Origin of the sequence: Amycolatopsis sp. NBC_01307 (assembly GCF_035975215.1) — a bacterium.
In the GTDB taxonomy this organism is placed as follows: domain Bacteria; phylum Actinomycetota; class Actinomycetes; order Mycobacteriales; family Pseudonocardiaceae; genus Amycolatopsis.
In genome coordinates this window covers 3,292,427-3,317,913 of record NZ_CP108403.1, presented here as the reverse complement: position 1 = coordinate 3,317,913, position 25,487 = coordinate 3,292,427, and the positions used below count along the sequence as shown (strand labels likewise).

Genomic DNA, 25,487 nt, shown 5'->3' with positions numbered 1-25,487 from the left:
ATGGCGAAGAACGAGAAGGGCGAGCGCCCTTCGTGGGCCCCGCCGGTCCTGCGCGGCGACCGGCTGGAGGCCGGGCTCCGCACGCTGGAGCTCGACGTCCGCCGCCGGCTCGACGGCCTGCTGCAGGGCAACCACCTCGGCCTGGTGCCGGGGCCGGGGTCCGAGCCCGGCGAGGCGCGGCCGTACCAGCCCGGCGACGACGTGCGCCGGATGGACTGGGCCGTCACCGCCCGCACCACGACCCCGCACATCCGCGAGACGGTGGCCGACCGCGAGCTGGAGACCTGGGTGGTCGCCGACCTGTCGGCGAGCCTCGACTTCGGCACGGCGCTGTGCGAGAAGCGGGACCTGGTGGTCTGCGCGGTCGCGGCGGTCGCGCACCTGACCGGGGGCGGTGGCAACCGGATCGGCGCGCTGCTGTCCAACGGCGCCGAGACCACCCGCGTCCCCGCGCGCGGCGGCCTCGCGCACGCTCGCGGCCTGGTCCGCAAGATCGCCGCGACGCCGCGCGCGCCCGAAGGCACCCGGGGTGACTTCGCCGACGCCTTGGAGGCGCTGCGCCGGCCGCCGCGCCGCCGGGGCCTGGCCGTGGTGATCTCCGACTTCCTGGGCGAGCCGACCTGGGAGCGGCCGCTGCGGGCGCTCGGCGGGCGCCACGAACTGATCGCGATCGAAGTCCTCGACCCGCGCGACATCGACCTGCCCGAGGTGGGCACCGTCGTGCTGGCCGACCCGGAGACAGGGAAACAGCGCGAAGTGCACGCTTCGGCCTTGCTGCGCAAGGAGTTCGGGGCCGCGGCCCACGCCCACCGGCAGACGGTGGCGGCCGGCCTGCGGCGCGCGGGTGCGGCGCACCTGACGCTGCGCACCGACGCCGACTGGATCGCCGACATGGTCCGGTTCGTCGTCGCCCGCAAGCGGCGCTGGTCCGGGGGTGTCGCGTGAGCTTGACGGGGTTCACCGCGCCCTGGTGGTTCCTGCTGCTGATCGCCGTGGCGGCGGTCGCCGTCGGGTACGTCCTGGCGCAGCGGGCGCGCCGGAAGCGGACCATGCGGTTCGCGAACCTGGAGCTGCTGGAGAAGGTCGCGCCGAAGAGCCAGGGCTGGGTCCGGCACGTGCCGGCGGTGCTGATCGTGCTGTCGCTGCTGCTGCTGACCGTGGCGCTGGCCGGCCCGACCGCCGAGCAGAAGGTGCCGCGCAACCGGGCGACCGTGATGCTGGTGATCGACGTGTCGCTGTCGATGGAGGCCACCGACGTCGCGCCGACGCGGCTGAAGGCGGCCCAGGACGCGGCGACGCAGTTCGCGCAGAACATGACCCCGGGGATCAACCTGGGGCTGATCTCCTTCGCGGGCACCGCGACGGTGCTGGTCAACCCGACCACCGACCGCAACGGCGTCATCAAGGCGATCGACAACCTGAAACTGGCGCAGTCCACGGCCACCGGTGAGGGCATCTTCGCGGCCCTGCAGTCGGTGGAGAGCTTCTCCAGCGTCGTGGGCGGCGCCGACGGACCGCCGCCGGCGCGCATAGTGCTGATGTCCGACGGCAAGCAGACCGTCCCGGAGGACCTGTACGCGGCCCGCGGCGGCTACACCGCGGCGCAGGCGGCGAAGCAGGCCGGCGTGCCGATCTCGTCGATCTCCTTCGGCACCACGCACGGCTCGGTCGACATCGAGGGCAAGGCCCAGCCGGTGAGCGTCGACGACGAGTCGCTGCGCGAGATCGCGCGCCTGTCCGGCGGCGAGTTCTACAAGGCGGCCAGCGCGGAAGAGCTGAAGAAGGTCTACGGCGACCTCGGCGAGCAGATCGGCTACGAGATCAAGGACGCCGACGCGAGCAAGCCGTGGCTGGTCGTCGGGACGCTGATCCTGATGCTGGGCGCCGCGGCGAGCCTCTTCTACGGCCAGCGGCTCCCCTGAGCGAAGGCGGCACTTTCACGTGAAAGTGCCGCCTTTCAGGCGCGGCGGACGCCGTACAGGCTCCCCGCCAAGAGGGTGACGCCGGAGAGCGTGCCGCTGACGAACGGGACCCACGGCAGCGCCGCCGTCCCGAGCAGGACCAGGCCCACGACGCCGAGCACCGTCAGGACCGCGCCGACGACGAGGATCGAGCGTGTCTTCCACGCCGACGCCAGCGCCACGAAGTGCAGCCCGACGATCGTGGCGATCCACGCGACGTTGGCCTGCACCGGCGCGTCGAGCAGGCTGAGCACGAAGAACCCGGCGATCAGCAGCACCACTTCGCCGATGACGATCACCCGGTAGCTCGGCCCGAACATCGGCCGGTCCGCCAGCGTGGGGCGCTCGCCCGCGCGGAACCCGACGACCATCACGGCGGCCAGCGCGACGACGGCGAGGCCGCGCAGGATCCAGCCGGCCACGGCCGGCAGCGGGTCACCGGAGTTGACCAGGACGAACACGGCACCGAACGCGGCGCCGATGAGCGCCCCCAGGAATTGCTGTCGCACCGGGCGAACCTACCGGACGCCGGTCAGGCCTCCGGAACGGCGAACCCGTTCTGCCGCCAGGCCTCGTAGATCGCGATCGCCGCGGTGTTGGCGAGGTTGAGCGAGCGGCTGGTCGGCAGCATCGGCAGCCGCACCCGGTCGGTCACCTCGGGCGCCTGCTGGACGTCGGCGGGCAGCCCGACCGACTCCGGCCCGAACAGCAGGACGTCGCCGGGGGTGTAGGCGACGTCGGTGTGCAGCCGGGTGGCGGACGCGCTGAACGCGTAGACGTTCGCCGGCAGCAGCGCCTGCCACGCCGCGTCGAGGTCCGCGTGCACCCGGACCCGCGCGAGGTCGTGGTAGTCGAGCCCGGCGCGGCGCAGCTGCTTGTCCTCCAGGGTGAATCCGAGCGGCTCGACCAGGTGCAGCTCGCAGCCGGTGTTGGCCGCGAGGCGGATCGCGTTGCCGGTGTTGGGCGGGATTTCGGGGTGGTAGAACAGAACGCGGAACACCGGCTCAGCCCTCGGCCAGGAACGCGGCGTACTGCTTGCGGACGGCGTCCGGCGGCGCGGCCGGGCGGATCGTCGCCGGGTCGACGAACACGTACCGCAGGGTCGCCTCGCTGATCAGCGCGCCGCCGCGGCGGATCTCGAAGTCGTGGACCATCGACGTCGTCCCGAGGCGGACGATGAACTGCGACACGACCAGTTCCTCGTCGTAGCGGGCCGGTGCGCGGAACTTCAGGTTCGCCTCCGCGACCACGACGTCCGTGCGGTGCGCGAGGAACTCGTCGTGGGAGCCGAAGAGGGCCTTCTCCGCCTCGAACGCGCACATGTCCACATAGGCCATGTAGTGGGCGTTGAACACGATGCCCTGGCCGTCGCATTCGTGGTAGCGCACGCGCAGCGGCATTTCGACGATCGGCCGGCGGGGTTCGGTCACCGCGCCAATCTAGCGAGCGGGTTCAGCCGTGCAGCACGCGGTACGCCGTGGCCGCGCCGGGCTGCAGCGGCACCGGCTGGGTGCCGATCAGCGTCCGGACGTCCAGGAACTGCGTGCCGACGGCTTCCGCGGGCACCAGGTCCGTGGCCCGCTCGACGAGGAGCCGGACCACCGCCGCGGCGACGTCGTCGGGGAGGGCGGGGGAGCAGACCAGCAGGTTCGCGACGCCGATCGTGCCGAGCGCGCCGACGCCGCGGTAGGCGCCTTCGGGGACCTGGACCTGGTCGTACACCGGCCCGTAGGTCGTGCGCAGCGCGGGGACCAGCGCGTCGAGGGGCAGCAGCGCGATCGGCGTCGTGCGGGTGAGGTCCGCGAGCTTCGGGGTCGGCACGCCGCCGGACCACAGCATCGCGTCGATCCGCCGGTCGGCCAGCGCGTGGACGGCGTCGTCGAACAGCAGGTGCCGGGCGTCGACGACGACTCCGGCCCGGGCGAACAGCCGCTCGCCCAGCTGCGCCGCGCCGGAGCCGCCCGCGCCCAGCGACACCGGGCGGCCGGCCAGGTCGGCGAGCCGGTGCGCCGGCCCGTCCGCGCGCACCACGAGCTGCAGGTAGTTCTCGTAGACGCGGCCGAGGGCGAGCAGCGGCACCTTCGCGGTGAACGGCGCGCCGCCGCCGAGCGCCGTCTGCGCGACGTCGGCCAGCACCAGCCCGAGGTCGGCCCGGCCGCCGCGCACGAGTTCGACGTTGGCGACGCTCGCCTCGGTCGGCACGGCGGTGGCGTGCAGCCGCGGTTCGGCGCGGCTCAGTTCTGCCGCCAGCAGCTCGGCGAAGGCGAGGTAGAAGCCGCCGCGCTCGCCGGCGGCGATGGTGAGCGTTCGCTCGGGACCGGCGTACCCGGACGACGAACACCCGGCCAGGGCGAGGCCGAGGCCGCCGAGCAGGGCGGTGCGCCGGGTGAGCGTCATGGCTCCTCCTGCGCGAGCGGCAGTGTGACGCGGGCTTCGAGGCCGTGCGGTTCGGCCTGGCGCAGTTCGAGGACGCCGCCGCGGGTGCGCACCTGCTGGTGCGCGATGGCGAGGCCGAGCCCGGTTCCGCGGGGGGCGCCTTCGCCACCGGCGCGCCAGAACCGTTCCGTCGCCCGGGCTCGGTCCTCAGTGGACAGTCCGGGGCCGTCGTCGCGAACCACGAGCGTCGCCGTTTCGGCGCCGGCTTCCCAGTCCGTGGTGATCTTCGCGCCGCGGCCCGCGTAGTGGACGGCGTTGTCCAGCAACACATCCAGGATCTGCGCGAGCTCGCCCTCCGGGCAGCGGACGGTCACCGGCTCGTCGTGCCCCGGCGGCGGGACGAGCGCCGCCCCGGCGTCGTCGGCGGCCGGGCGCCAGGCGTCGACGCGCTCGGCGAGCACGGACGCGAGGTCGCACGGCTCGTCCGCGGCCCCGGCCGCCACGCGGGTCGCGGTGCTTTCGGCGAGGGCGAGCGCGAGCAGGCCGTCCAGCAGCTTCTCGAGGCGTTCGACCTCGGCCACGGTCGCCCGGTAGGTGGCGCCTTCCGCTTGGCCCGCCAGGGAATCGACGCGCAGGCGCAGCGCGGCCATCGGGTTCCGCAGCTGGTGCGAGGCGTCGGCGACCAGCCGGTGCTGCTGGTCGGCGGCCTCCAGCACGGCCTCGGACATCCGGTTGACCTCACCGGCCAGCGACCGCAGCTCCCGCGGCCCGGCGCGTTCCGGGACGTGCGCGCGGTGCCCGGCGGCGACGGCCAGCACGCCGGTCTCCAGTTCGTGCAGCGGCCGCACCATCCACCGGGCCAGGAGCACGGCGAGCAGCACGAACACGACGGCGACCAGGAGCGCGCCGGCGGCGATGGTGCCCCAGCGGGCGGCGACGTCGGCGGCGGCCGCCGTCACCGACGCCCGCAGCACGACGACGCCGGCCACCCGGGTCCCGGTACCGACCGGCCGTGCGAAGTACGCCGGTTCGGTCGACAACGGCCCGAGCCGGTCGACGCGCGGGCCGGGCTCGTTGCGCATGGTCGCCTCGACCAGCGCGTGGACGGCGGGGTCGGTCGCGGTCAGCCCGCCCGCCTGCACCAGCGGCAGGCGCCGCGCGTCGACGATGACCACGCCTTCGCCGTACAGGTCGGTGTAGCGCGTCGCGTCGGCGGCCAGTGCGGCCGGATCGCGGGTGTCGACCGCTTGCTGCGCCAGCACGACGAACCGGTCGACGTCGGCGGTGCGGGAGATCATCAGCTCCTGGGTGCGCTGCTCGGCCGTGGAGAGCAGCAGCGGCACGGCGAACGCGGCCACCACCGCCAGCGCCAGGGCGACCAGGACCACCAGCAGGCGGGTGCGCACTGCTCAGTCCCGGCCGAGCCGGTAGCCGAAGCCGCGGATCGTGGTGAGCAGGCCCGGCCGGTCGAGCTTCGCGCGCAGGCCCGTGAGGTGGACGTCGAGCGAGCGCGACACCGCCAGGTAGGCGTCGCCCCAGACCTCGTCCATCAGCTGCTGGCGGCTGACCGCGGTGCCGAGGCGGCTGGCGAGGACCGCCAGGATCTCGAACTCCTTGGTGGTCAGCGCGACGTCGGCGCCGGCCACCCGCACCCGGCGGGCGGCCAGGTCGATCTCGACGTCCTCGACGTGCACGACGTCGCCGGCCGGGGCGTCCCGGGCGACCGCGCGCCGCACGACGGCGTCCATCCGGGCCAGCAGTTCCGCGAGCCGCACGGGTTTGGTCAGGTAGTCGTCCGCGCCGAGGCGCAGGCCGCGCACGACCGAGCGTTCGTCACCGCGGGCCGTCAGGACGATGACCGGCACCGGCGAGACCGCGCGGATCTTGCGCAGCACGTCGAGGCCGTCGATGTCGGGCAGGCCCAGGTCGAGCAGGACGAGGTCGGCGTCGCGGTGGCGGTGCAGGGCGTCGGCGCCGCGGCCGACGCTGGTGACCGGATGGCCGCGCGCGTGCAGCGACTCGGCGAGCGCGCCGGCGACCCCGGCGTCGTCTTCGACGAGGAGCACGCGCACGGCCATCCCTTTCTCAGCGCTCGCCCGCGGCCACCGGATCCGGCCGTTCCTCCAGCTCCGAGCTCTTCGAGGTCTCCCGCATTGTGCCGTAGACGACGAGGGAAACCAGGACGCAGCCCGCGACGTAGAAGAAGAACACCGACTCGTGCCCGGCGCTCTTCAGCGCCTGCGCGATCAGCTCGGCGGTGCCGCCGAAGATCGCGACGGTCAGCGCGTAGGGCAGGCCGACGCCGATGGCGCGGATCTTCGTCGGGAACAGCTCGGCCTTCACGATCGCGTTGATCGACGTGTACCCGGCGACGACCACCAGCCCCGCCAGCACGAGGAAGAACGCGCCGACCGGGTTCCGCGTCGAGCCCATGATCGTCATGATCGGGACGGTGAGCAGCGTGCCCGCGATGCCGAAGAACAGCAGCAGCGGCCGGCGGCCGATCCGGTCGGACAGCTTGCCCGCGAGGGGCTGCAGGATCGCCGCCAGCAGGATCGCCGAGAACAGGATGATCGTGACCGTGCGCCGCGGGATGTGGGCGGTGTTCTCGAGGAACTTCTGGCTGTAGGTGGCGAAGGTGTAGAACGCCACGGTGCCGCCCAGGGTGAGGCCGACGACGAGCGCGATCTCCTTGGGGTACTTGGCGAGCGCGCGCAACGTGCCGCGTTCCCCGGAGGCCTGGCCGGCTTCCTTGGTGAAGCTCTCGGACTCGTCCATGCCGCGGCGCAGCCACATCACGCTGAGCGCGGCGACGGTGCCGACGCCGAACGCGATCCGCCAGCCCCACGCCGTCAGCTGCTGCTCGGTCAGCAGCGCCTGCAGGATCAGCTGCAGCCCGAGCGCCAGCAGCTGGCCGCCGTAGAGCGTCACGTACTGGAAGCTGGAGTAGAAGCCGCGCTTGCCGGGAGTGGCCACTTCGGACAGGTAGGTCGCCGAGGTGGAGTACTCGCCGCCGACCGAGAGGCCCTGGATCAGCCGCGCGACGAGCAGCAGGATCGGCGCGGCGATCCCGATGGTCTGGTAGCCGGGGGTGACGGCGATCAGCAGCGAGCCGCCCGCCATGAGCGTCACCGACAGCACCAGCGCGCGGCGCCGGCCGAACCGGTCGGCGAACCGCCCGAGCATCCAGCCGCCGAGCGGCCGCATGAGGAACCCGACGGCGAACACCGCGGCGGTGCCGAGGAACGCCGCCGTCGTGTCGCTGGTGGGGAAGAAGGACTTGGCGAAGTAGGTGGTGAACGCCGCGTAGGCGTACCAGTCGTACCACTCGACCAGATTGCCGATCGAGCCGCGCAGCACGTTGCCGATCACGCGCTTCTCGCTCACGCCCGCGGCGCCGGTGCCGTTGATCCGGGTAGTCATCGTCGACCTCCTGTGTTGCGACTCACGGTGACCAACCGCGAGACGACCAGCAAGGCCGGAGAAGGGTTCCTTACACCCGCTTAGGACACATCCGCGCATCGCCCGGGCCGGGCTACCGGCCCAGGACGGGCACCATCCGCGACAACAGGTAGGTGCACGCCCAGCGCGCCTCGGTGCCCTTCGGGTCGATCGCACCCTTGGCCAGCTTCGGCGCGAGCTTCCGCGGATCGGGGATCGTCGTCGGGTCGTCGGCGCCCTGGAGCGCGACCGTCCAGTCGAGCTGGGTCAGCCGCGAGATCTCGCTCGCGACGATCAAGCGTCGGACCTTCGGATCGTTCTCCAGCACCTGCACGACCAGGTCGGCGTTCTCCTGGCCCGGCAGCTTCGCGATCACGCTCACCGAGTTGGTCCGCAGCGTCGCGGTATCACCCTCGACGGCCCATCTCCGGAACCAGTCGGCGGCTTTCCCGGAGACGACGCTGCCCAAGCTGACGTCGGTCCGGTGCGCCGTGGGCGTGTTCCGCAGGGGACCGGGGTCGCCTCGTTCGACCCCGGCGAGCAGCGCCACCCGGCTTGCCTTGTCGACGATCAGCAGGTTCGAGTGCGTGATGTCCTTGCGCCACATGTCGACCCCCAGGACGTGCTCGTACGCCTCGATCAGGTCGACCGAAGCCGTGCGCCGGCCGGTCTCGACCATGCCGAGCAGCGACTTCATCTCACTCGCTGTGCTGGCGATGTTACAGACATGCCGCACCGTCAGGGAGAAGTCGTGTCCGCAGTGATTCACATCGATCCTGATGCGATCCATCCCGTGATCGACGGGCTGTGGCACCGGACGTGGGTGCGCGGCATCCCGGTGCCTGGCGAGCCTTTGTCGATGATGTGCGGTGCCGAGGGCGTGGTGACGTTCGCGGTGCTGTCGGAACGCCGGGCGCGCGGCGACCCGCACCAGTGCCCACGCGGCGAGGTCGTCTACCAGCGCGAGCGCGGCATCGCGCCGAGCCCGGTCGCGCGGCGGTGCTGAAGGCTCGCGCTGTGGTCTGCGTCGCACTGTCGCGGAAAGTGTAAGCAACAACGCATCGACAGCCGCGACGTCACGCTCCGTCGACCTACCGGCCGGTACCCGCCCGCCGCACTCACGTTCCGCTGGCCGGAGCGCGCGCCTGTCGTGTGGTGTTGCCGACACCCGGCTCCGATGACGGCGGTTACCTGCAGGTATGGCGGGCGTGGCTGCGCGGCCGGAGTGGCCTGCCGATAGCCTCTTGCCGTCACTCACGCACGGTCGAAAGAGGGAGAACGCTGTGGGACGGTCGGTCTTGGTCACCGGGGGCAACCGGGGCATCGGTCTGGCGATCGCCCGGGATCTCGCCGAACAGGGCCACCAGGTCGCCGTCACGCACCGTGGGTCCGGGGCTCCCGAAGGGCTCTTCGGGGTGCAGGCGGACGTCACCGACACCGAGCAGATCGACGCGGCGTTCAAGCTCGTCGAAGAACACCAGGGCCCGGTCGAGGTGCTCGTGTCGAACGCCGGCCTGACCGACGACACCCTGCTCATGCGGATGAGCGACGACCAGTTCGAGCGGGTCATCAACGCGAACCTGACCGGCGCCTACCGGGTCGCCAAGCGCGCGTCGCGCGGCATGCTGCGCGGCAAGTGGGGCCGGTTCGTCTTCATCTCCTCGGTGGTCGGCCTCTCCGGTTCCGCGGGCCAGGCGAACTACGCGGCGAGCAAGGCGGGCCTGGTCGGCTTCGCGCGCTCGCTGGCCCGTGAGCTCGGCTCCCGCAACATCACCTCGAACGTCATCGCGCCCGGGTTCGTGCGCACCGACATGACCGACGACCTGCCCGAGGACCGCAAGAAGCAGATCCTCGCGCAGGTGCCCTCCGGCCGGTACGCCGAGCCGTCGGAGATCGCCGCCGCCGTGCGGTACCTGGCCTCGGACGACGCCGGCTACGTCAACGGCGCGGTGCTGCCCGTCGACGGCGGCCTCGGCCTCGGCCACTGACCTCGCTTCACACCCGAACAAGACTTGGAGGACCTGTGCCCGGACTGCTCGAAGGCAAGCGCCTGCTGATCACCGGCATCATCACCGACGCCTCGCTCGCCTTCCACGCGGCCAAGATCGCGCAGCAGGAGGGTGCGAAGGTGGTCCTGACCGGCTTCGGCCGCATGTCGCTGGTCAAGACCATCGCGAAGCGGCTGCCCGAGCCGGCCCCGGTGATCGAGCTCGACGTCACCAACCAGGAGCACCTGGCCGGTCTCGCGGACAACGTCCGGGAGCACGTCGACGGCCTCGACGGCGTGCTGCACTCGATCGGCTTCGCCCCGCAGAGCTGCCTCGGCGCGCCGTTCATGGACGCTCCCGCGGAAGACGTCAAGGTCGCCGTGGACGTCTCGGCGTACTCGTTCATGTCCCTGTCGAAGGCGTGCCTGCCGCTGCTGGGCCGCGGTTCGTCGATCGTCGGCATGGACTTCGACGCCCGGGTCGCGTGGCCGGTCTACAACTGGATGGGCGTCGCGAAGGCCGCGCTGGAGTCGGTCAACCGCTACCTGGCCAAGGAGCTGGGCCCGCAGGGCATCCGCGTCAACCTGGTCAGCGCCGGCCCGATGAAGACGATGGCCGCGAAGTCGATCCCGGGCTTCTCGGACCTCGAAGACGGCTGGGGCGACCGCGCGCCGCTCGGCTGGGACAGCTCGGACCCGGACCCGACGGCGAAGAGCGTCTGCGCGCTGCTGTCGGACTGGCTGCCGGCCACGACCGGCTCGATGATCATGGTCGACGGCGGAGTCCACGCCCTCGGCATCTGATCGTTGTCCGTGAAGGCCTCCTTACCGGCTCTTATGGCCGGGAAGGAGGCCTTCACGGCTTTCAGGCCGCGACCGGGACCGGGCGGCGGTCGTCGGCGCGCTGGACGGCGGCCGCGACCGTGAGGGCGACGACCGTCGCCGCGCCGAGGGCGATGCCCGTCCACGCGACGCTCGGGAAGCCCAGCCCGGCGCCGATCGCGACGCCGCCCAGCCACGGCCCGGCGGTGTTGCCGACGTTGAACGCCGCCGTCGTGCTGGCGCCCACGAGTGTCGGGGCGTTCCCGGCCACGGCGTAGGTGCGCACGTTCAGCGCCGGGTTGGCACCGAACCCGGCGGCGCCGAAGACGAGCACGGCCGCGACGGCGACCACCGCGTCGGTCGTCAGGGCCAGCACGAGCAGGGCCGCCAGCGCGAGCGCGACGCAGCTGTAGAGCGTGGCGAACGGGTGCCGGTCGGCCAGCCGCCCGCCGGCCGTGATGCCGATGAGCGCGCCGACGCCGAACAGCGCGAGGACGCCCGGGACCCAGGATTCCGGCAGGCCGTCCGTCTCGGTCAGCAGGGGCGCGAGGTAGCTGAACGCGGCGAAGATCATGGCCTGGCACAAGGCGATCACGCCGAGCGCGAGCCAGACCCGGCCGCGCCGGTAGAGCCGCAGCTCGGACCGGACGCTCATCCCGCCGCCGGTCGTTTCGGGCACCAGCGCGGCGACGCCGGCCGCCGCCAGCAGCGTCACCGCCGCGACCGCCCAGAACGCCGTCCGCCAGCCCGCGTGCTGCCCGATGACCGTGCCCGCGGGCACCCCGGCGACGTTCGCCACGGTCAGCCCGCCGACCAGCACCGCCATCGCGCGGCCGCGCCGCTCGACCGGCACCAGCGCGATCGTCGTGGCGACGCCGACGGCCCAGAAGCCCGCGCAGGCGAGCGCGGCGACGACCCGCGTCGCGAACAGCAGCGCGTACCCGGTGGCGAGCGCGCCCACGACGTGCGCCCCGAGGAAGACCGCGAGCAGCACCAGCAGCGTCCGGCGGCGGGGGAGCCGCAGCGTGGTGATCGCCAGCAGGGGCGCGCCGATCACCATGCCGATGGCGAACGCGGAGATCAGCAGGCCGGCGTCGGGGATGCTCACGCCGAGGTCGGTGGCCATGCCGGGGAGCAGGCCGGTGATCATGAACTCGGACGTGCCCAGCGCGAACACGCTGAGCCCGAGGACGAAGACGGCCAGGGGCACGGGTTCTCCTTGGTTGTGTATTGGTCAGTACAAAACATGGGCACGTTTCTGCCGAAAGGGGCCCGGGTTCAGGCGACGAGCGCGGACAGGGCGAGATCGGCGACGGCGTACATCGCCTCGCGGCTGGTGCCGCGCCGGGACATCACCTTCAGGCCGGTGACGGTGTTGAGGACGAACTGCGCGACGTCGGCCGGATCCCGGCCGGGGAGCAGGCTGCCGTCGAGCACGCCTTCCCGGGCGCACTGGCCGAGCATCGCCAGGTTCCGCTCGGTGTCGCTGCGCAGGGCGGCGCCGATGCCGTCGTCCGGCATGCCGAGCTCGGCGAGGGTGTTCACGACCAGGCAGCCGCGGCGGTCGCGCTCGAGTTCGGCGTCGATGGTCGTGGTGAAGAGCGCGGTGAGCCGTTCGGCGGCCGTGCCCGGGCCCTCGAGGAGTGCTTGCCGGGCCGTGAGCTGGCTGTCGGTGTAGTGCGTCAGCGACCGCTCGAACAGGGCTTTCTTGCTGGTGAAGGTGTTGTAGACGCTGCTGCGGCCCAGCCCGGTGGCCTCGCACAGGTCCTGCGTCGACGTCGCCTCGTAGCCGTGTTCCCAGAACGCGTGCATCGCGCTGTCGACGGCGGCGGACTCGTCGAACTCCCGTGGCCTGGCCATGGGATCACCGTACCAGGGTTTTGGACTGGTCGATTCATAACCGGCCCGCGTCAGCGTGCGGGGCGCCACAGCGGCAAGATGACCGAGGTGGGATACGACGCGTTGCTGTGGCTTTCGTTCGGCGGTCCGGAAGGGCCTGACGACGTCATGCCGTTCCTCGAGAACGTCACCCGGGGCCGGGGGGTACCGCGTGAGCGGCTCCTGGAGGTCGCCGAGCACTACCAGCACTTCGGCGGGGTCTCGCCGATCAACAAGCTGAACCGCGACGCCATCGCCGCGGTCGAGAAGCAGCTCGCGGCCGCCGGTGTCGACCTGCCGGTGCACTTCGGCAACCGCAACTGGCACCCGATGGTCGAAGCGACCCTGAGCGAGCTGACGGCGGCCGGCGCGCAGCGGATCCTGGTCTTCCCCACGAGCGCCTACGGCGGCTACTCGGCCTGCCGCCAGTACGACGAGGACATCGAACGCGCTCGCGCCGCGGTCGGCGAAAATGCCCCCGAAATGGTGAAACTGCGCCAGTTCTTCGACCACCCGCTGTTCGTCTCGGCGATCGCCGACGGCGTCCGCGCCGCCCACGCGTCGCTGGGGAACGTGCCGGGCATCCGCACCGTCTTCACCGCGCACTCGGTGCCGGACAGCGCGGACAAGGCGTCCGGCCCGCCGGCCGAGGGCGGCCGTCGTTACTCGCGCCAGATCGCCGAGGCCGCCCGGCTCGTCGCGGCCGAAGCCGGCGTCGAGACCTACGACGTCGTCTGGCAGTCGCGGTCCGGGCCGCCGCAGGTGCCGTGGCTGGAGCCGGACATCGTCGACCACATCGACGCGCTGCACGCTTCGGGAGTGCCCGGAGTGGTCGTCTCACCGCTCGGGTTCGTCTCGGACCACCTCGAGGTGATCTGGGACCTGGACAACGAAGCGGCCGAACGCGCGGCGGAGCACGGCATGGCGTTCGCCCGCGCGGCGACGGCGGGCAGCGACCCGCGGTTCGCCGAGCTGGTGGTGGAGCTGATCCGCGAGCACACGCACGACGTGGCGCCGCGCAAGCTGTCGCCGTTCCCGGCGGGCGGCTGCACGGTCAACGGCGCGCCGTGCGCGATCGGCTGCTGCGAGCCCGCGAAGCGTCCCGGCCGTTAGCTTTTGCGCCCCACCAGGTGGAAGACGCGGCTGAGCCGGCGGTAGGGGTCCCGCCGGCCGGCTTCGAGTTCGACCGCGGCCACGCGTTCGGTGTCGGCCGGATCGAGGTCGGCGCCGCTGAGGTCGAGCCAGTCGACGAACAGCCAGACTCCGTACCACTGCAGGGGTTCCACACCGCGGCGGCGCAGTGATTCGCTGAGTTCGTCGACGGTGCCGGCGCGGGTCGGCAGGCCCAGCACGCCGATCTCGGCGCGGGTGTCGAACGCCGCCAGCGCGTCCTCCCACCGTCGTTCCATGGCCGGGCGCACCGCGGCGGCGTCGGCGTTGCCCGCCATGATCGAGACGAGCCCACCGGGAGCGGCGCACCGGCACAGCTGGTCGAGCACGGGTTCCGGGTCCGCCAGGTAGCCGAGCACGCCGTGGCACAACACGGCGTCGAACTGCCTGCCGCCGACCGCCTCGACGGCGTCCGCGCCGTCGGCCTCCACGAACGTCACGTCCTCCGGCAGCCGCTGCCGGGCCTTGTCCAGCATCGCGGGTGACGGGTCGAGCAGTGTGATGTCGTAGCCGGCGCGGGCCAGCGGGAGCGACTGGTGTCCCGCGCCGCCGCCGACGTCGAGCACCCGGGCCGGTGGGGCCGGGAGGTGCTCCAGCAGCTGCCGGTGGATGACGTAGGTGCGCACGCGCCCCTTCGCGGTGGCGTAAGCGCCGTCGGCGAACTGGTCGGCCAGTGCGGCCCAGGTGTCCTCGACCATGGCGCCACGGTATCAGTTAGTAGTTAGTTACTGGTAACTTAGGCGCCGTGGCCACACGCATGAGCGGAACGGAACGACGGACCCAGGTACTGGGGATCGCGGCGGGGGAGTTCGCGAACCACGGGCTCCACGGCGCCTCGGTCGACGCGATAGCGCACGAAGCGGGCATCACGCAGGCCTACGTGTTCCGGATGTTCGGGACCAAGAAGGCGCTGTTCCTGGAGCTGGTCGGCACGGCCTTCGACCGGTTCAGCGACGGCATGGCCGCCGCGGCCGAGGGCACCGAGGGCCTGGCCGCGCTGACGCGGATGGGCGCGCGCTACTACGAGTCCCTTACCGACCGCACGACGCTCCTGCTGCAGCTGCAGGGCTTCGCCGCGTGCGGCGACAGCGAGGTCCGCGACCTGGTCCGGACGCGGTTCGCCCGCATGTGGGACACCGTGGCCGATCCGACGGGCCTCGACCCGGTGACGGTGAAGTCGTTCCTGGCCTTCGGCATGCTGCTCAACACCGCGGCCGCCCTCGACGTCGAGGAGCTGGCCGAGCCGTGGGCCGAAGGCGTGCGCACCCGCATCCGGCCGGGTCTGTTCGAGCACATCACGGCCGACACGAACCGCTGAGGCGTCAGCCTTCGCGCGCGGTCTGTTCCGCGAAGACCCGCACGGCCTCGTTGACGGCGGCGCAGCGAGCGATCCGCACGGCGTCCGACAGCGGCCGCAGGGCCTGGGCCCGCAGGTTCGACGCCGACGCCGACAGCGCGCCACCCGGGTCGTCCGTCTGGGCGATCACCAGGATCGCCGCGATCTCCTCGGCGCGCTGCAGCACCCGCAGCGCGCGGCCGGGTGTGCCCGCCGGCCAGTCGACGTCCGGGCGGGAGCGCAGGTGGGCGGACAGTTCCGCGCGCACTCCGGGCCGGTCGCTGGCGACGTTCAACGTCTGGAGCGCGCCGGCGCTCGCGCGGATCGCGTCGGTCAGGCCGTGCTCGGCCTCGCCCAGCGCGACGTACTCCGGCGGGGCGGCCAGGGGGACGAGCGAGAACACCGTCCAGCGCATCAGGCCCTCGGCGACCGGCTCCGGCACGATCCCGTAGCCGAGTTCGGGCAGCACCACCGCGTCACCGGCGCGCAACGCCGCCTCGGTGAACGGGCCGCCGCCCCCGAGGCCCCGGACGTCACCCGGGACGGGGAGGACCAGCCGCATGCTTTTCGCTCCCTGCGAACGCAGGGCCATCAGCAACTGGACCGGGGTGGCCGCGCGGTTGAAGGCCAGCGGGAGCTCGAACGCCTCCGCGGCGGCCGCGTCGGCGGCGACGACGTCGTGCGCCTCACCCCACGCGAGCAGGGCGTCGAGCACATCGTCGGACGCGGCGGCTCCGTTCAGCCACGCGCTGGACCAGACGGCGAAGGTCGCACTGGGTCGGCACACGACGCCCTATTTTACCGGGCCGCTCCGCAACCCGGCAGTGCGCCCACGCTGGAGTCGCTCCACATCGACGGGCCGCCGATCCGGCAGTAGCGTCGAACGGGTGAACGTAGTTCCAGACGATCTTCCCCGCACCGCCGGGGCCCTGCGCGCGGCCGGGTACGAGCCGCGGCCCATCGCGCAAGAGATCCACGACAACCTGCTGACCGCCCTCCGCACGGGGGTCGACGCCTGGCCGGGCATCGTCGGGTTCTCCCGCACGGTGCTGCCGCAGCTCGAACGCGCGCTGCTGGCCGGCCACGACGTCGTCCTGCTCGGCGAGCGCGGCCAGGGCAAGACCCGCCTGCTCCGCACCCTCTCCGGGCTCCTCGACGAGTGGACGCCCGTCATCGAGGGCTCCGAGCTGGGCGAGCACCCGCTGCAGCCGATCACGCCCGCGTCGCTGCGGCGCGCGGCCGAGCTCGGCGACGACCTGCCCGTGGCCTGGCGCCACCGCTCCGAGCGCTACACCGAGAAGCTGGCCACGCCGGACACCTCGGTCGGCGACCTGATCGGCGACGTCGACCCGGTGAAGGTCGCCGAAGGCCGCAGCCTGGGCGACCCCGAGACCATCCACTTCGGCCTGGTCCCGCGCGCCCACCGCGGCATCGTCGCCATCAACGAGCTGCCCGACCTCGCCGAGCGCATCCAGGTCGCGCTGCTCAACGTGATGGAGGAGCGCGACATCCAGGTCCGCGGCTACACGCTGCGGCTGCCCCTGGACGTCCTGCTCGTCGCCACCGCGAACCCCGAGGACTACACCAACCGCGGCCGGATCATCACCCCGCTGAAGGACCGCTTCGGCGCCGAGATCCGCACGCACTACCCGCTGGACGTCGAGTCCGAGGTCGCCGTCGTCCGGCAGGAGGCCCACCTCGTCGCGGAAGTGGGCGAGCCGCTGCTGGAGGTCATCGCCCGGTTCGTCCGGAACCTCCGCGAGTCGCCGGTCATCGACCAGCGCTCCGGTGTTTCCGCGCGGTTCGCCGTCGCGGCGGCCGAGACCGTGGCGGCCGCGGCCCTGCGCCGTTCGGCGCTGACCGGCGAGGAACCCGCCGTGGCCCGGCCGGTCGACCTCGACGCGGTGCCGTCGGTGCTGCGCGGCAAGATCGAGTTCGAGCCGGGCGAGGAGGGCCGCGAGGTCGAGCACCTCGTGCACCTGCTGCGCCGGGCGATCGCCGAGACCGCCCGCGAGCGCTTCGCCGGCCTCGACCTGCGCCCGCTGGCCGACGCGGTCGCCGACGGCCACCTCGTCGCCACCGGCGAGCGCGTGCCGGGCGAGGACGTCCTCAAGGCGCTGCCGGAGCTGCCGGTTCTGCACGAGGTCGCCGCGCGCGCCGGCGTCTCGCCCGACGAACCCGCCGGCCGGATCGCGGCCGCCGTCGAACTCGCCCTCGAATCGCTGTTCCTGGCGCGACGGCTCGCCAAGGACTCCGACGACACGACCACCGTCTACGGCCGATGACCGCGGTCCCGCTCCCCGACGGCTACTCCTACGGCCCGTTCCACGACGGGCCGGACCCGCTCGCGCCGCCGGCCGACCTGCACGACGCGCTCGACGAGATCGGCCGCGACGTGATGGCCGGCTCGTCCCCGCGCGCCGCGCTGGAGGAGCTGCTGCGCCGGGGCACCGACCGCACCTCGGGGCTCGACGAGCTGACCCGGCGCCTGTGGCAGCGCCGCTCGCAGATCCAGCGGCGCAACAACCTCGACGGCACCCTGCAGGAGGTCCAGCGCCTCCTGCAGGACGCCCTCGAAGCCGAACGGCGCGAGCTGTTCCCCGACCCGGACGACGACGCCCGCTTCCGCGAGGCCCAGCTGGACGCCCTGCCGCCCGGCACGGCCGCGGCCGTCAACGAGCTGTCCGAGTACGACTGGCGTTCCGAACAGGGCCGGGAGAACTACCAGAAGATCCGTGACCTGCTCGGCCAGGAGCTGATGGAGTCCCGGTTCCAGGGCATGAAGCAGGCGCTGCAGAACGCCGGGCCCGAGGACGTCGAGCGGATCAACGAGATGCTCTCGGATCTCAACGATCTCCTCTCGGCGCACGCCCAGGGCGCCGAGGACATCCAGGAGCGCTTCGACGACTTCATGGGCAAGCACGGCGAGTACTTCCCGGAGAACCCGCAGAACGTCGAAGAGCTGATCGACGCCCTCGCGGCCCGGTCCGCCGCGGCCCAGCGGATGCTCAACTCGATGTCCGCCGAGCAGCGCGCGGAGCTGGCCGAGCTGACCCAGCAGGCCTTCGGCGACCCGCGTCTCGCGCAGCAACTGTCCAATCTGGACGCCCAGCTGCGCGCGGCCCGGCCGGGTGAGGACTGGACGTCGTCGGAACGCTTCCGCGGCAAGAACCCGCTCGGCATGGGTGAAGGCGCCCAGGCGATGGCCGACCTCGCCGAGCTGGACGCGCTGGCCGAGCAGCTGGGCCAGTCCTACCCCGGCGCGAGCCTGGACGACATCGACCTGGAAGCGCTCGAGAGCCAGCTCGGCAAGGACGCCGGCGTCGACGCCCGGCGACTGTCCGAACTGGAGCGTGAGCTGCGCCGCCAGGGCCTGTTCGAACGCGCCGCCGACGGGTCGCTCCGGTTGTCGCCCAAGGCGTTGCGGCGCCTGGGCGAGACGGCGCTGTCGGACATCGTGAACGCGTTGCGCGGCAAGTCCGGCGACCGCGAGACCGAGTCGGCGGGCGCGGCGGGCGAGCCGACCGGCGCGTCACGGCCGTGGCGGTTCGGGGACATGCAGCCCTGGGACGTGCCGCGGACGATCCGCAACGCCGTGCTGCGCTCGGTGTCGGTGGGGGAGTCCGCGGTCCGGCTGGACGTCGAGGACGTCGAAGTGGTCGAGACCGAGCACCGGTCCCGGGCCGCGGTGGCGTTGCTGGTCGACACGTCGTGGTCGATGGTCTCGGAGGGCCGCTGGCTGCCGATGAAGCGCACCGCGCTGGCGCTGCACCAGCTGATCACCACCCGGTTCCGCAACGACGCGCTGCAGCTGATCACCTTCGGCCGCTACGCGACGTCGATGGAGCTGCCGGAGCTGGTCGGGCTGGAGGGCGCGTGGGAGCAGGGCACCAACGCCCACCACGCGCTGCTGCTGGCCGGGCGCCACCTGCGCCGTCATCCCGACGCCCAGCCGGTGGTCCTGATGGTCACCGACGGCGAGCCGACCGCGCACCTGGAACCGGACGGCGAGGCCGTCTTCGACTACCCGCCGCAGCCGCAGACCCTCCACAAGACACTGTCCGAAGTGGACCGACTGGCCAAGCTGGGTGCGTCGGTGACGGTGTTCCGCCTCGGCGACGACCCGCGGCTGACGGCGTTCGTGGACGTCATCGCCCGCCGCTCGGGCGGCCGGGTGGTGGCCCCGGACCTGGACGGCCTGGGCGCGGCGGTGGTGGGCGACTACCTGCGCACCCGGCGCCGCTGACGACACCGCCGGGTCCGGTTAGCGGCGCACCCGGCGGTGCCGGACCGGCGCCGTCAGCCCGGCGAGATCGCGCCCGGCCTGCCGGCTGTACGGGTGCGCCGGTCCGAGCACTCGCTGGTAGTCGGCGGTGACGGCGGTGAGCGTCTCGCGTGCCGGGCCCGGCTTGCCGGCCCGCGCCAACGCCAGGCCGAGGTTGCGCCGGGCGTTGAGCGTGCCCGTGTGGTCCGGGCCGAGCAGCCGGGTCCGGTCGCCGGCCGTGCGCTCGAACAGCTCCAGCGCCTCCTTGGCCTTCCCGGCGTCCAGCAGCGCCCGGGCCAGGAAGAGCCGCACCCGCACCGTTTCGAGGCTGTCGGCCGGCTGCTCGCGCTCGGCGGTGTCGCGCAGCCGCCGCAGCAGCCCGATCGCGTCGCCGTGGCGCCCGGCGGCCTGGTAGGCGGCCGCGCGGTACTGCCCCCACCACGGCGTGTCGGTCCGGGCCGCGTTCTCCTCGTGCAGCGCGATCCCCTCGGTGACCCGCCCGCACCGGACGTAGGTGCGGGCCAGCTCGCCCCGTGCGTTGACCGTCGACGGGTGATCCGGCCCGTGCACCCGGACGTTCTCCCGCAGGTTCTCCTCGAACACCGGCACCGCCGCCGCGAGCTCACCGGCCGACCGGAGCGCGCTGCCGAGGTTGACCCGGGCGTGGAGCGCCGTCTGGTGGTCGGGCCCGGCCACCCGCACCACGTCGGCGAGGTTGCCGCGGTGCACGGCGATCGCCCGGTCGAGCTGCCCGTGGCACTCGTGGTCGTAGCCGAGTGAATTGCGGGCGCCGAGCGTGCGCACGTCGTCCTCGCCGTACCAGCGGGTCCGGCGCTCGACGAGCCGCTCGGAAAGGGCCACCGCTTCGCCGGTCCGCTCGCCGCGGACGCAGACCAGCCGCAGCGATCGCACCGCGCGGTCGACGTCGGCGTGCCCGGCGAGCAGGTAGGCGTCGTGGTCGGCCAGCACCTCCCGCCCCAGCGCCCGCGCTTCGGCGAGGGCGCCCGCCGCCGCGAGGTGGCCCACCGACCAGCGCCGCAGCCGCAGGATCCGCTCGAGCCGCGGCGTCAGCTCGACCGACGGCAGCGCGCGGAAGGTCCGCCACACCGCGCCGACGTGCTCGGCCAGGTCGTCGGGTGCGGAGCCGTCGCTCTCGTCCGAGCCCCCGGTTTCCTGCTCCAGCGCGTCGAAGGCCCGATCGAGGGTGGCCGCCAGGCGTTCCTCGGCGTGCAGCCGGCTCAGGACGGCCCGCTGGGTGAGCCGGTGCATGGTGATGATCTCGCCGCTGACGTCGAAGCCGGCGATGGAGGCGCCCGTCAGGGCCCCGAGCGCGGCGTCGACCGCGACCGGATCGGGGCCGAGCCGGTGCGCCAGCTCGCGCCGGACGCCCCGGGGCGCGAGGAGGGCGACGAACTCGGCGATCGCCCGCGCCCGCCCGTCCCGGGCCGTCACCGCCCGCAGCGACTCCAGCGCCGTGTCCTCGACGCGAGCGGGGTACCCCTCGCCGGGCACCCGCTCCAGCAGCGCGTTGAGCGGCGCGTGCGACAGCCGTTCCAGGTAGGTCGCGAACGTGAGGCGCTGCCGCCGGATGACCCCGCCGGCCTGGGCGAGCGCCAGCGGCAGGCCGCCCAGCTCGCGCACGACGCCGGCCGCGGCCTCATCGGGTTCCCGGCCCGACCTCGCGCACAGGAAGCCGACGGCCTCGTCCTCGTCGAACCCGCCGACCGCGACGGTGCCGCCGAGGATCTCGAAGGCCTGCACGGTGCTCGTGACGAGCACGCGGGCGCGGGCGGGCAGCCACCGGTTGAGCGCGTCGGGATCGGTCGCGTTGTCGAACACGACGACCGGCCGCTCGACGGTGTCCAGCCACGCCATCCCGGTGCGCGCGGCGGCTTCGGCGTCGACGACGGCGTCGGCCTGCCCGGCCCGGCGGGCCAGTTCGGCGTACGCCCGGACGATGTTCGCGGGATCCTCGGCGCTGACCCAGACCACCGTGGACCGTCCGTCGGCGGCGGCCGCGTGGGCGTACGCGGCGGCGAGGTGGGTCTTGCCGGCCCCGCGCCCGCCGAGCAGGACGCAGAACCCGCCGCCGTCGAAGGCGTCGTCGATCCGGGCCAGCAGCGGGCCGCGGCGCACCGCCGAGAGCGGCGCACGGGGGAGGTCGCCGAGGACGAGCCGGGTGACCGCGGGCGAAGGCCGGTCCCGGGCCGGGGTCCGGCGCAGCCGCAGGTACGCGATGAGCGCCGCGACCAAGGCGATCACCGCACCCGCGACACCCAGCGTCACCTCGGCCTTCACCCGAGTCAGGTTAACCGCGCGGGCGGCGCGGGGCGGGCTACGGAAGGGTGACGCTTGACCCTGACGTCGCGTGAGGCACCACCGTGGTCCGGGCAAGGGCCACACCGGCCGCAGAGGAGGGGAAACGATGGGGCATCCCGTGGGCAAGGTCGCCGCACTCGCCGGGGTCACCGTCCGGACGCTGCACCACTACGACGAGATCGGCCTGCTCCGCCCGAGCGGGCGGACGGCGTCGGGGTACCGCAGCTACGGCGACGACGACCTCGACCGGCTGCAGCGCATCCTGTTCTACCGGGAGCTCGGGTTTCCCCTCGAGACGATCGCGACCCTCGTCGACGACCCCGGCATCGACGCCGACGCGCACCTCGAACGGCAGCGGGAGCTGCTGGTGGCGCGGATGGGCGAGCTGGGGCGGATGGTCGCGGCCGTCGATCGTGTGATGGAGGCGAGAGCCATGGGCAACGCGTTGACGCCCGAGGAGAAGTTCGAAGTGTTCGGTGGCTTCCAGGAGCCGGACGGTTACGCGGAGGAAGCGGCGCAGCGCTGGGGGAGCACGCCCGAGTGGCGGGGCGCGCCGGCACTGTCCAAGGAGGACTTGGCCGCGGGCGAGGCGGCGCGGCAGGAGTGGGTGGGCCGGCTGAACGCCGTCCTCGACGCCGGTGCCGCGCCGGACAGCGCCGAGGCCATGGACCTGGCCGAGGAGCACCGGGTGATGCTCGGCCGGGCGATGGGGGAGTGCTCGTACGAGACCCAGCAACGGATCGGTGAGCTGTACGTCACCGAACCGGTGCAGCTGGGCTTCCTGGTCCGCGAGGACGAGCAGCGCTCAGGCGCCGGCGCGTTCGTCCGCGACGCCATCAGGGCGAACGCGGTGCGCCGGGGCTAGCACTGCCCCGGGTGGGGGACGTGTCCCACCGGGCGGGAGGGTGGCGGGAGGAACGCTTACAGTCGAGGGTATGCAGACTTGGTCATCGGTCGACGTGCCCCGCATCCCCGGCACCCCCCGCCCGCTGCGGCTCCACGACACGGCCACCGGGCAGATCCGCCCGACCGCACCCGGCGCCACCGCCCGGATGTACGTCTGCGGCATCACGCCCTACGACGCCACGCACCTCGGGCACGCCGCGACGTACCTCGCCTTCGACCTGGTGAACCGGATCTGGCGGGACAACGGGCACGACGTCCACTACGTGCAGAACGTCACGGACATCGACGAGCCGCTGCTGGAGCGCGCCGCGCGCGACCAGGACGACTGGGTCGTGCTGGGCATGCGCGAGACGGCGTTGTTCCGCGAGGACATGACCGCGCTGCGGGTGATCCCGCCGAAGCAGTTCGTCGGCGCGGTGGAGAGCATCCCGGAGATCGTCGAGGTGATCGCGAAGCTGCTGGCCAACGGCAGCGCGTACCGGGCCGACGACGCCGACCACCCGGACGTGTACTTCGACCACACGGCGACCGGGAAGTTCGGCTACGAGTCCAACTACGACGCCGAGACCATGGCGAAGCTCTTCGCCGAGCGCGGCGGCGACCCCGACCGGGTGGGCAAGCGCCACCCGCTGGACGCGCTGCTGTGGCGGGTCGCCCGCGAGGGTGAGCCGTCGTGGGAGTCCGAGCTCGGCGCCGGCCGCCCGGGCTGGCACATCGAGTGCAGCGCGATCGCCGTCAACCGCCTCGGCCTCGGCTTCGACCTCCAGGGCGGCGGCTCCGACCTGATCTTCCCGCACCACGAGTACAGCGCGGCGCACGCCGAGGCGGTGGCCAAGGACGGCCAGTTCGCCCGCCACTACGTGCACGCCGGCATGATCGGGCTCGACGGCGAGAAGATGTCCAAGTCGCGCGGGAACCTGGTGTTCGTCTCACGGCTGCGCGCCGACAAGGTCGACCCGGGTGCGATCCGGCTGGCCCTGTTCGCCGGCCACTACCGCGGCGACCGCCCGTGGTCGGATTCCCTGCTCGCCGAGGCCCAGACGCGGCTGGCCCGCTGGCGCGAGGCCGTCTCCCTCGCGACCGGCCCGGCCGCCGAGGACACGATCACGCGGCTGCGCGACCACCTCTCCGACGACCTCGACACGCCGAAGGCCCTCGCGGCGATCGACTCGTGGGCCAACGAGGCGCTACGCCGCGACGGCACCGACCCCACGGCCCCCGGCCTGATCCGCATCGCGGTCGACGCCCTGCTCGGCATCACCCTCTGAAAGCCGTGAATGCCACATTGAGGGACATAGTGTCCCTCAATGTGGCATTCACGGACTGTGTATAACGGCCTATACCGCGGCGGGGTGGCCAGCGGCCAGCTCCAGGTGGTCGCCCGCCCAGTCCCGGCGCAGCCAGCGGTCGTGGGACGCGATGACGACGGCGCCCGGTGCCGTGTCGAGCGCGGCGAACAGCTCTTCCGCCAGGGTCAGCGAAACGTGGTTCGTCGGCTCGTCCAGCAGCAGCACGTCCGGCGGTTCGGCGAGCAGGACCGCCAGCGCCAGCCGGCGGCGTTGACCGACCGAAAGCGCGCCGACGGGTAGTCCCAGGTCGCGGGAGGCCAGCAGGCCCAGCCGGCTCAGCGGGGGAGCGTCCTCGCCGAGCGCGTCGCGGTACACCTGGTGCGCGGTCCGCGCCGGGTCCGGGAACACGACGTCCTGCTCCAGCAGGCCGACGCGCACCCCGTGTCCGAAGTGGACCGTGCCGCCCGCCGGCGTCAGCTGTCCCGCCAGGACGGACAGCAGCGTCGACTTCCCGGCCCCGTTCCCGCCGGTGACGAGCAGCCGGGCCGAGCCGTCGACGTCGAGGCGCGGCAGGTGCAGCCGGCCCGGGACGTCCAGCTCCCGCACCGAGATCGCCGGGCCGTCGCCCGCCGAGCGGCCGGTGAACGCGGCCCGGAACCGCAGTGGCGCCGGGGGTTTGCGCACCTGGTCGCGTTCGAGGTGCACGAGCCGCTGCTCGGCGTCGCGCACCCGCCGTGAGATCGTCTTCTGGACGCGGGCGCCCTTGAAGTGGTGGATGAACTTGTCGTTGTCCCGGGGCGCCCGGCCGTAGGCGACGTTCCGCGCGGTGACGGCGACCGTCTCGCGCAGCTCCTTCAGTTCCTCCTGCTCGTCGGCGAAGCGCTGCTCCCAGCGCGCCCGCTCGGCCTTCTTGTGCCCGAGGTAGCCGGTGTAGCTGCCGCCGTAGCGGACGGCGCCGCCGGCCTGGCTGTCGGCCGCGGCCGGGTCGAGGTCGACGATGTCCGTGCACACCGCGTCGAGGAAGACGCGGTCGTGCGAGGACAGCACCACGACCCCGGTCAGCTCCGCGAGGTGGCGCTCCAGGAACTCCATCGCGGCGTCGTCGAGGTGGTTGGTCGGCTCGTCCAGCAGCAGCGTCTCCGGCCGCCGGATCAGCAGCGCGGCCAGCCCGAGCCGCGAGCGCTGCCCGCCGGACATCGTGCCGAGGCGCCGGTCCGGCTCGATGCCACCGAGGCCGAGCCCGTCGCAGACGAGCTTCGCGCGGCGGTCGGCGTCCCACAGGTCGTGGGCCTGCGCCCACTCCAGGACCCGGCCGTACTCGTCGAGCACGGCCGCGTCGTCGGGCCGCGCGGTCATCGCCGTGGTCAGCTCGTCGAGCCGGACCGTGGCGGCGCGGATCTCGGCGAGGGCGTCGTCGACGACGTCGGCGAACGTCGCGTCCGGCGTGAAAGGCAGTTCCTGCAGCAGGAACCCGACGTCCGGACCGCGCAGGACCTCGCCGGAGCGGGGTTCTTCGAGCCCGGCGAGCAGTCGCAGCAGGGTGGACTTGCCGGTGCCGTTCTCACCGACCAGGCCGAGGCGCTGGCCGGCGGACGCGGTCAGCGAGACGCCGTCGAGCACCACGCGGGTGCCGTAGCCGAAGACGACGTCCTTGGCCAGCAACGGAAAAATGGGAGTGGACATGCGCGATCACCGAGCCCGGAGGAGAAGATGCGGATATCCCGCCGGGCGTCGTGGC

The 25,487-nt window shown here is 73.0% G+C and carries 25 protein-coding genes; 11 read left to right on the top strand and 14 right to left on the bottom strand.

The window, feature by feature from the left end; all coding sequences use genetic code 11:
- Entirely contained in the window at positions 1 to 945 is a 945-nt protein-coding gene (locus tag OG439_RS13690) for a DUF58 domain-containing protein (RefSeq protein ID WP_326949744.1), read from the top strand.
- Entirely contained in the window at positions 942 to 1,922 is a 981-nt protein-coding gene (locus OG439_RS13685) for a VWA domain-containing protein (RefSeq protein WP_247051936.1), read from the top strand. The genes OG439_RS13690 and OG439_RS13685 overlap by 4 nt, the downstream gene beginning before the upstream one ends.
- A 35-nt stretch (positions 1,923 to 1,957) precedes the next feature.
- On the opposite strand, the gene OG439_RS13680 is transcribed toward OG439_RS13685, so the two are convergent.
- The 8 genes from OG439_RS13680 to OG439_RS13645 all read right to left on the bottom strand — a co-directional run bounded on the left by OG439_RS13680 (position 1,958) and on the right by OG439_RS13645 (position 8,475).
- On the bottom strand, positions 1,958 to 2,470 hold the full coding sequence (locus OG439_RS13680; RefSeq protein ID WP_326949743.1) for a hypothetical protein: 513 nt from the start codon (positions 2,468 to 2,470) through the stop codon (positions 1,958 to 1,960).
- A gap of 23 nt (positions 2,471 to 2,493) precedes the next feature.
- On the bottom strand, positions 2,494 to 2,961 hold the full coding sequence (locus tag OG439_RS13675) for a tRNA (cytidine(34)-2'-O)-methyltransferase (protein WP_326949742.1): 468 nt from the start codon (positions 2,959 to 2,961) through the stop codon (positions 2,494 to 2,496).
- 4 nt (positions 2,962 to 2,965) lie between these two features.
- On the bottom strand, positions 2,966 to 3,391 hold the full coding sequence (locus OG439_RS13670; protein ID WP_326949741.1) for an acyl-CoA thioesterase: 426 nt from the start codon (positions 3,389 to 3,391) through the stop codon (positions 2,966 to 2,968).
- A 22-nt stretch (positions 3,392 to 3,413) separates the two neighbouring features.
- On the bottom strand, positions 3,414 to 4,358 hold the full coding sequence (locus OG439_RS13665) for a TAXI family TRAP transporter solute-binding subunit (RefSeq protein WP_326949740.1): 945 nt from the start codon (positions 4,356 to 4,358) through the stop codon (positions 3,414 to 3,416).
- Positions 4,355 to 5,743, bottom strand: a complete 1,389-nt coding sequence (locus tag OG439_RS13660; protein ID WP_326949739.1) for a sensor histidine kinase — start codon at positions 5,741 to 5,743, stop codon at positions 4,355 to 4,357. The genes OG439_RS13665 and OG439_RS13660 overlap by 4 nt, the downstream gene beginning before the upstream one ends.
- A 3-nt stretch (positions 5,744 to 5,746) precedes the next feature.
- Positions 5,747 to 6,415 (bottom strand): response regulator transcription factor, encoded by a 669-nt coding sequence (locus OG439_RS13655; RefSeq protein ID WP_326949738.1) that lies wholly within the window; start codon positions 6,413 to 6,415, stop codon positions 5,747 to 5,749.
- Positions 6,416 to 6,422: 7 nt separating this feature from the next.
- Entirely contained in the window at positions 6,423 to 7,760 is a 1,338-nt protein-coding gene (locus tag OG439_RS13650; RefSeq protein ID WP_326949737.1) for an MFS transporter, read from the bottom strand.
- 112 nt (positions 7,761 to 7,872) lie between these two features.
- Positions 7,873 to 8,475 carry an XRE family transcriptional regulator gene (locus tag OG439_RS13645; protein WP_326949736.1) on the bottom strand — a complete coding sequence of 201 codons (603 nt, stop codon included), beginning with the start codon at positions 8,473 to 8,475 and terminating at the stop codon, positions 7,873 to 7,875.
- Positions 8,476 to 8,529: 54 nt separating this feature from the next.
- Between OG439_RS13645 and OG439_RS13640 the strand changes: the two genes are divergently transcribed.
- The 3 genes from OG439_RS13640 to fabI all read left to right on the top strand — a co-directional run bounded on the left by OG439_RS13640 (position 8,530) and on the right by fabI (position 10,569).
- Positions 8,530 to 8,784: a hypothetical protein gene (locus tag OG439_RS13640; protein WP_326949735.1), complete on the top strand. Its 255-nt coding sequence runs from the start codon at positions 8,530 to 8,532 to the stop codon at positions 8,782 to 8,784.
- 277 nt (positions 8,785 to 9,061) lie between these two features.
- Positions 9,062 to 9,766: a beta-ketoacyl-ACP reductase gene (locus tag OG439_RS13635; RefSeq protein ID WP_326949734.1), complete on the top strand. Its 705-nt coding sequence runs from the start codon at positions 9,062 to 9,064 to the stop codon at positions 9,764 to 9,766.
- Between the two features lie 35 nt (positions 9,767 to 9,801).
- Positions 9,802 to 10,569, top strand: a complete 768-nt coding sequence (gene fabI, locus OG439_RS13630) for an enoyl-ACP reductase FabI (RefSeq protein ID WP_247051927.1) — start codon at positions 9,802 to 9,804, stop codon at positions 10,567 to 10,569.
- 61 nt (positions 10,570 to 10,630) lie between these two features.
- Here the strand turns inward: fabI and OG439_RS13625 are convergent, their stop codons facing one another.
- Together OG439_RS13625 and OG439_RS13620 are read right to left on the bottom strand one after the other, a co-directional pair.
- A complete protein-coding gene (locus OG439_RS13625; protein ID WP_326949733.1) occupies positions 10,631 to 11,797 on the bottom strand; it encodes a Cmx/CmrA family chloramphenicol efflux MFS transporter in 1,167 nt (388 codons plus the stop codon).
- A 68-nt stretch (positions 11,798 to 11,865) separates the two neighbouring features.
- The gene (locus tag OG439_RS13620; RefSeq protein ID WP_326949732.1) at positions 11,866 to 12,447 is read right to left on the bottom strand and encodes a TetR/AcrR family transcriptional regulator; all 582 of its coding nucleotides are present in this window, start codon (positions 12,445 to 12,447) and stop codon (positions 11,866 to 11,868) included.
- A gap of 87 nt (positions 12,448 to 12,534) precedes the next feature.
- Between OG439_RS13620 and OG439_RS13615 the strand changes: the two genes are divergently transcribed.
- Positions 12,535 to 13,578: a ferrochelatase gene (locus OG439_RS13615; RefSeq protein WP_326951543.1), complete on the top strand. Its 1,044-nt coding sequence runs from the start codon at positions 12,535 to 12,537 to the stop codon at positions 13,576 to 13,578.
- Here OG439_RS13615 and OG439_RS13610 read toward each other — a convergent pair.
- Entirely contained in the window at positions 13,575 to 14,333 is a 759-nt protein-coding gene (locus OG439_RS13610) for a methyltransferase domain-containing protein (protein WP_326949731.1), read from the bottom strand. The genes OG439_RS13615 and OG439_RS13610 overlap by 4 nt on opposite strands.
- Before the next feature lie 47 nt (positions 14,334 to 14,380).
- Between OG439_RS13610 and OG439_RS13605 the strand changes: the two genes are divergently transcribed.
- Entirely contained in the window at positions 14,381 to 14,953 is a 573-nt protein-coding gene (locus OG439_RS13605; RefSeq protein ID WP_326949730.1) for a TetR/AcrR family transcriptional regulator, read from the top strand.
- A 4-nt stretch (positions 14,954 to 14,957) separates the two neighbouring features.
- On the opposite strand, the gene OG439_RS13600 is transcribed toward OG439_RS13605, so the two are convergent.
- Positions 14,958 to 15,758, bottom strand: a complete 801-nt coding sequence (locus OG439_RS13600; protein WP_326949729.1) for a hypothetical protein — start codon at positions 15,756 to 15,758, stop codon at positions 14,958 to 14,960.
- A 100-nt stretch (positions 15,759 to 15,858) separates the two neighbouring features.
- Between OG439_RS13600 and OG439_RS13595 the strand changes: the two genes are divergently transcribed.
- Complete coding sequence (locus tag OG439_RS13595; protein ID WP_247051922.1) at positions 15,859 to 17,256, top strand: ATP-binding protein; 1,398 nt, start codon at positions 15,859 to 15,861, stop codon at positions 17,254 to 17,256.
- Positions 17,253 to 19,217 (top strand): VWA domain-containing protein, encoded by a 1,965-nt coding sequence (locus OG439_RS13590; RefSeq protein ID WP_326949728.1) that lies wholly within the window; start codon positions 17,253 to 17,255, stop codon positions 19,215 to 19,217. The genes OG439_RS13595 and OG439_RS13590 overlap by 4 nt, the downstream gene beginning before the upstream one ends.
- Positions 19,218 to 19,235: 18 nt before the next feature.
- On the opposite strand, the gene OG439_RS13585 is transcribed toward OG439_RS13590, so the two are convergent.
- Positions 19,236 to 21,533 carry a tetratricopeptide repeat protein gene (locus OG439_RS13585; RefSeq protein WP_326949727.1) on the bottom strand — a complete coding sequence of 766 codons (2,298 nt, stop codon included), beginning with the start codon at positions 21,531 to 21,533 and terminating at the stop codon, positions 19,236 to 19,238.
- A gap of 127 nt (positions 21,534 to 21,660) precedes the next feature.
- Between OG439_RS13585 and OG439_RS13580 the strand changes: the two genes are divergently transcribed.
- A complete protein-coding gene (locus OG439_RS13580) occupies positions 21,661 to 22,419 on the top strand; it encodes a MerR family transcriptional regulator (RefSeq protein WP_326949726.1) in 759 nt (252 codons plus the stop codon).
- Positions 22,420 to 22,489: 70 nt separating this feature from the next.
- The gene (gene mshC / locus OG439_RS13575) at positions 22,490 to 23,728 is read left to right on the top strand and encodes a cysteine--1-D-myo-inosityl 2-amino-2-deoxy-alpha-D-glucopyranoside ligase (protein WP_326949725.1); all 1,239 of its coding nucleotides are present in this window, start codon (positions 22,490 to 22,492) and stop codon (positions 23,726 to 23,728) included.
- Between the two features lie 69 nt (positions 23,729 to 23,797).
- On the opposite strand, the gene OG439_RS13570 is transcribed toward mshC, so the two are convergent.
- Positions 23,798 to 25,432 (bottom strand): ABC-F family ATP-binding cassette domain-containing protein, encoded by a 1,635-nt coding sequence (locus OG439_RS13570; protein WP_326949724.1) that lies wholly within the window; start codon positions 25,430 to 25,432, stop codon positions 23,798 to 23,800.
- Positions 25,433 to 25,487: the final 55 nt, after the last annotated feature.

Excerpts from the sequence above, each read along its gene's own strand:
- OG439_RS13690 (WP_326949744.1), top strand. The coding sequence starts at position 1 with ATGGCGAAGAACGAGAAGGGCGAGCGCCCTTCGTGGGCCCCGCCGGTC.
- OG439_RS13665 (WP_326949740.1), bottom strand. The coding sequence starts at position 4,358 with ATGACGCTCACCCGGCGCACCGCCCTGCTCGGCGGCCTCGGCCTCGCC.
- OG439_RS13590 (WP_326949728.1), top strand. The coding sequence starts at position 17,253 with ATGACCGCGGTCCCGCTCCCCGACGGCTACTCCTACGGCCCGTTCCAC.
- OG439_RS13650 (WP_326949737.1), bottom strand. The coding sequence starts at position 7,760 with ATGACTACCCGGATCAACGGCACCGGCGCCGCGGGCGTGAGCGAGAAG.
- mshC (WP_326949725.1), top strand. The coding sequence starts at position 22,490 with ATGCAGACTTGGTCATCGGTCGACGTGCCCCGCATCCCCGGCACCCCC.
- OG439_RS13610 (WP_326949731.1), bottom strand. The coding sequence starts at position 14,333 with ATGGTCGAGGACACCTGGGCCGCACTGGCCGACCAGTTCGCCGACGGC.
- OG439_RS13580 (WP_326949726.1), top strand. The coding sequence starts at position 21,661 with ATGGGGCATCCCGTGGGCAAGGTCGCCGCACTCGCCGGGGTCACCGTC.
- OG439_RS13620 (WP_326949732.1), bottom strand. The coding sequence starts at position 12,447 with ATGGCCAGGCCACGGGAGTTCGACGAGTCCGCCGCCGTCGACAGCGCG.
- OG439_RS13570 (WP_326949724.1), bottom strand. The coding sequence starts at position 25,432 with ATGTCCACTCCCATTTTTCCGTTGCTGGCCAAGGACGTCGTCTTCGGC.
- OG439_RS13655 (WP_326949738.1), bottom strand. The coding sequence starts at position 6,415 with ATGGCCGTGCGCGTGCTCCTCGTCGAAGACGACGCCGGGGTCGCCGGC.
- OG439_RS13645 (WP_326949736.1), bottom strand. The coding sequence starts at position 8,475 with ATGAAGTCGCTGCTCGGCATGGTCGAGACCGGCCGGCGCACGGCTTCG.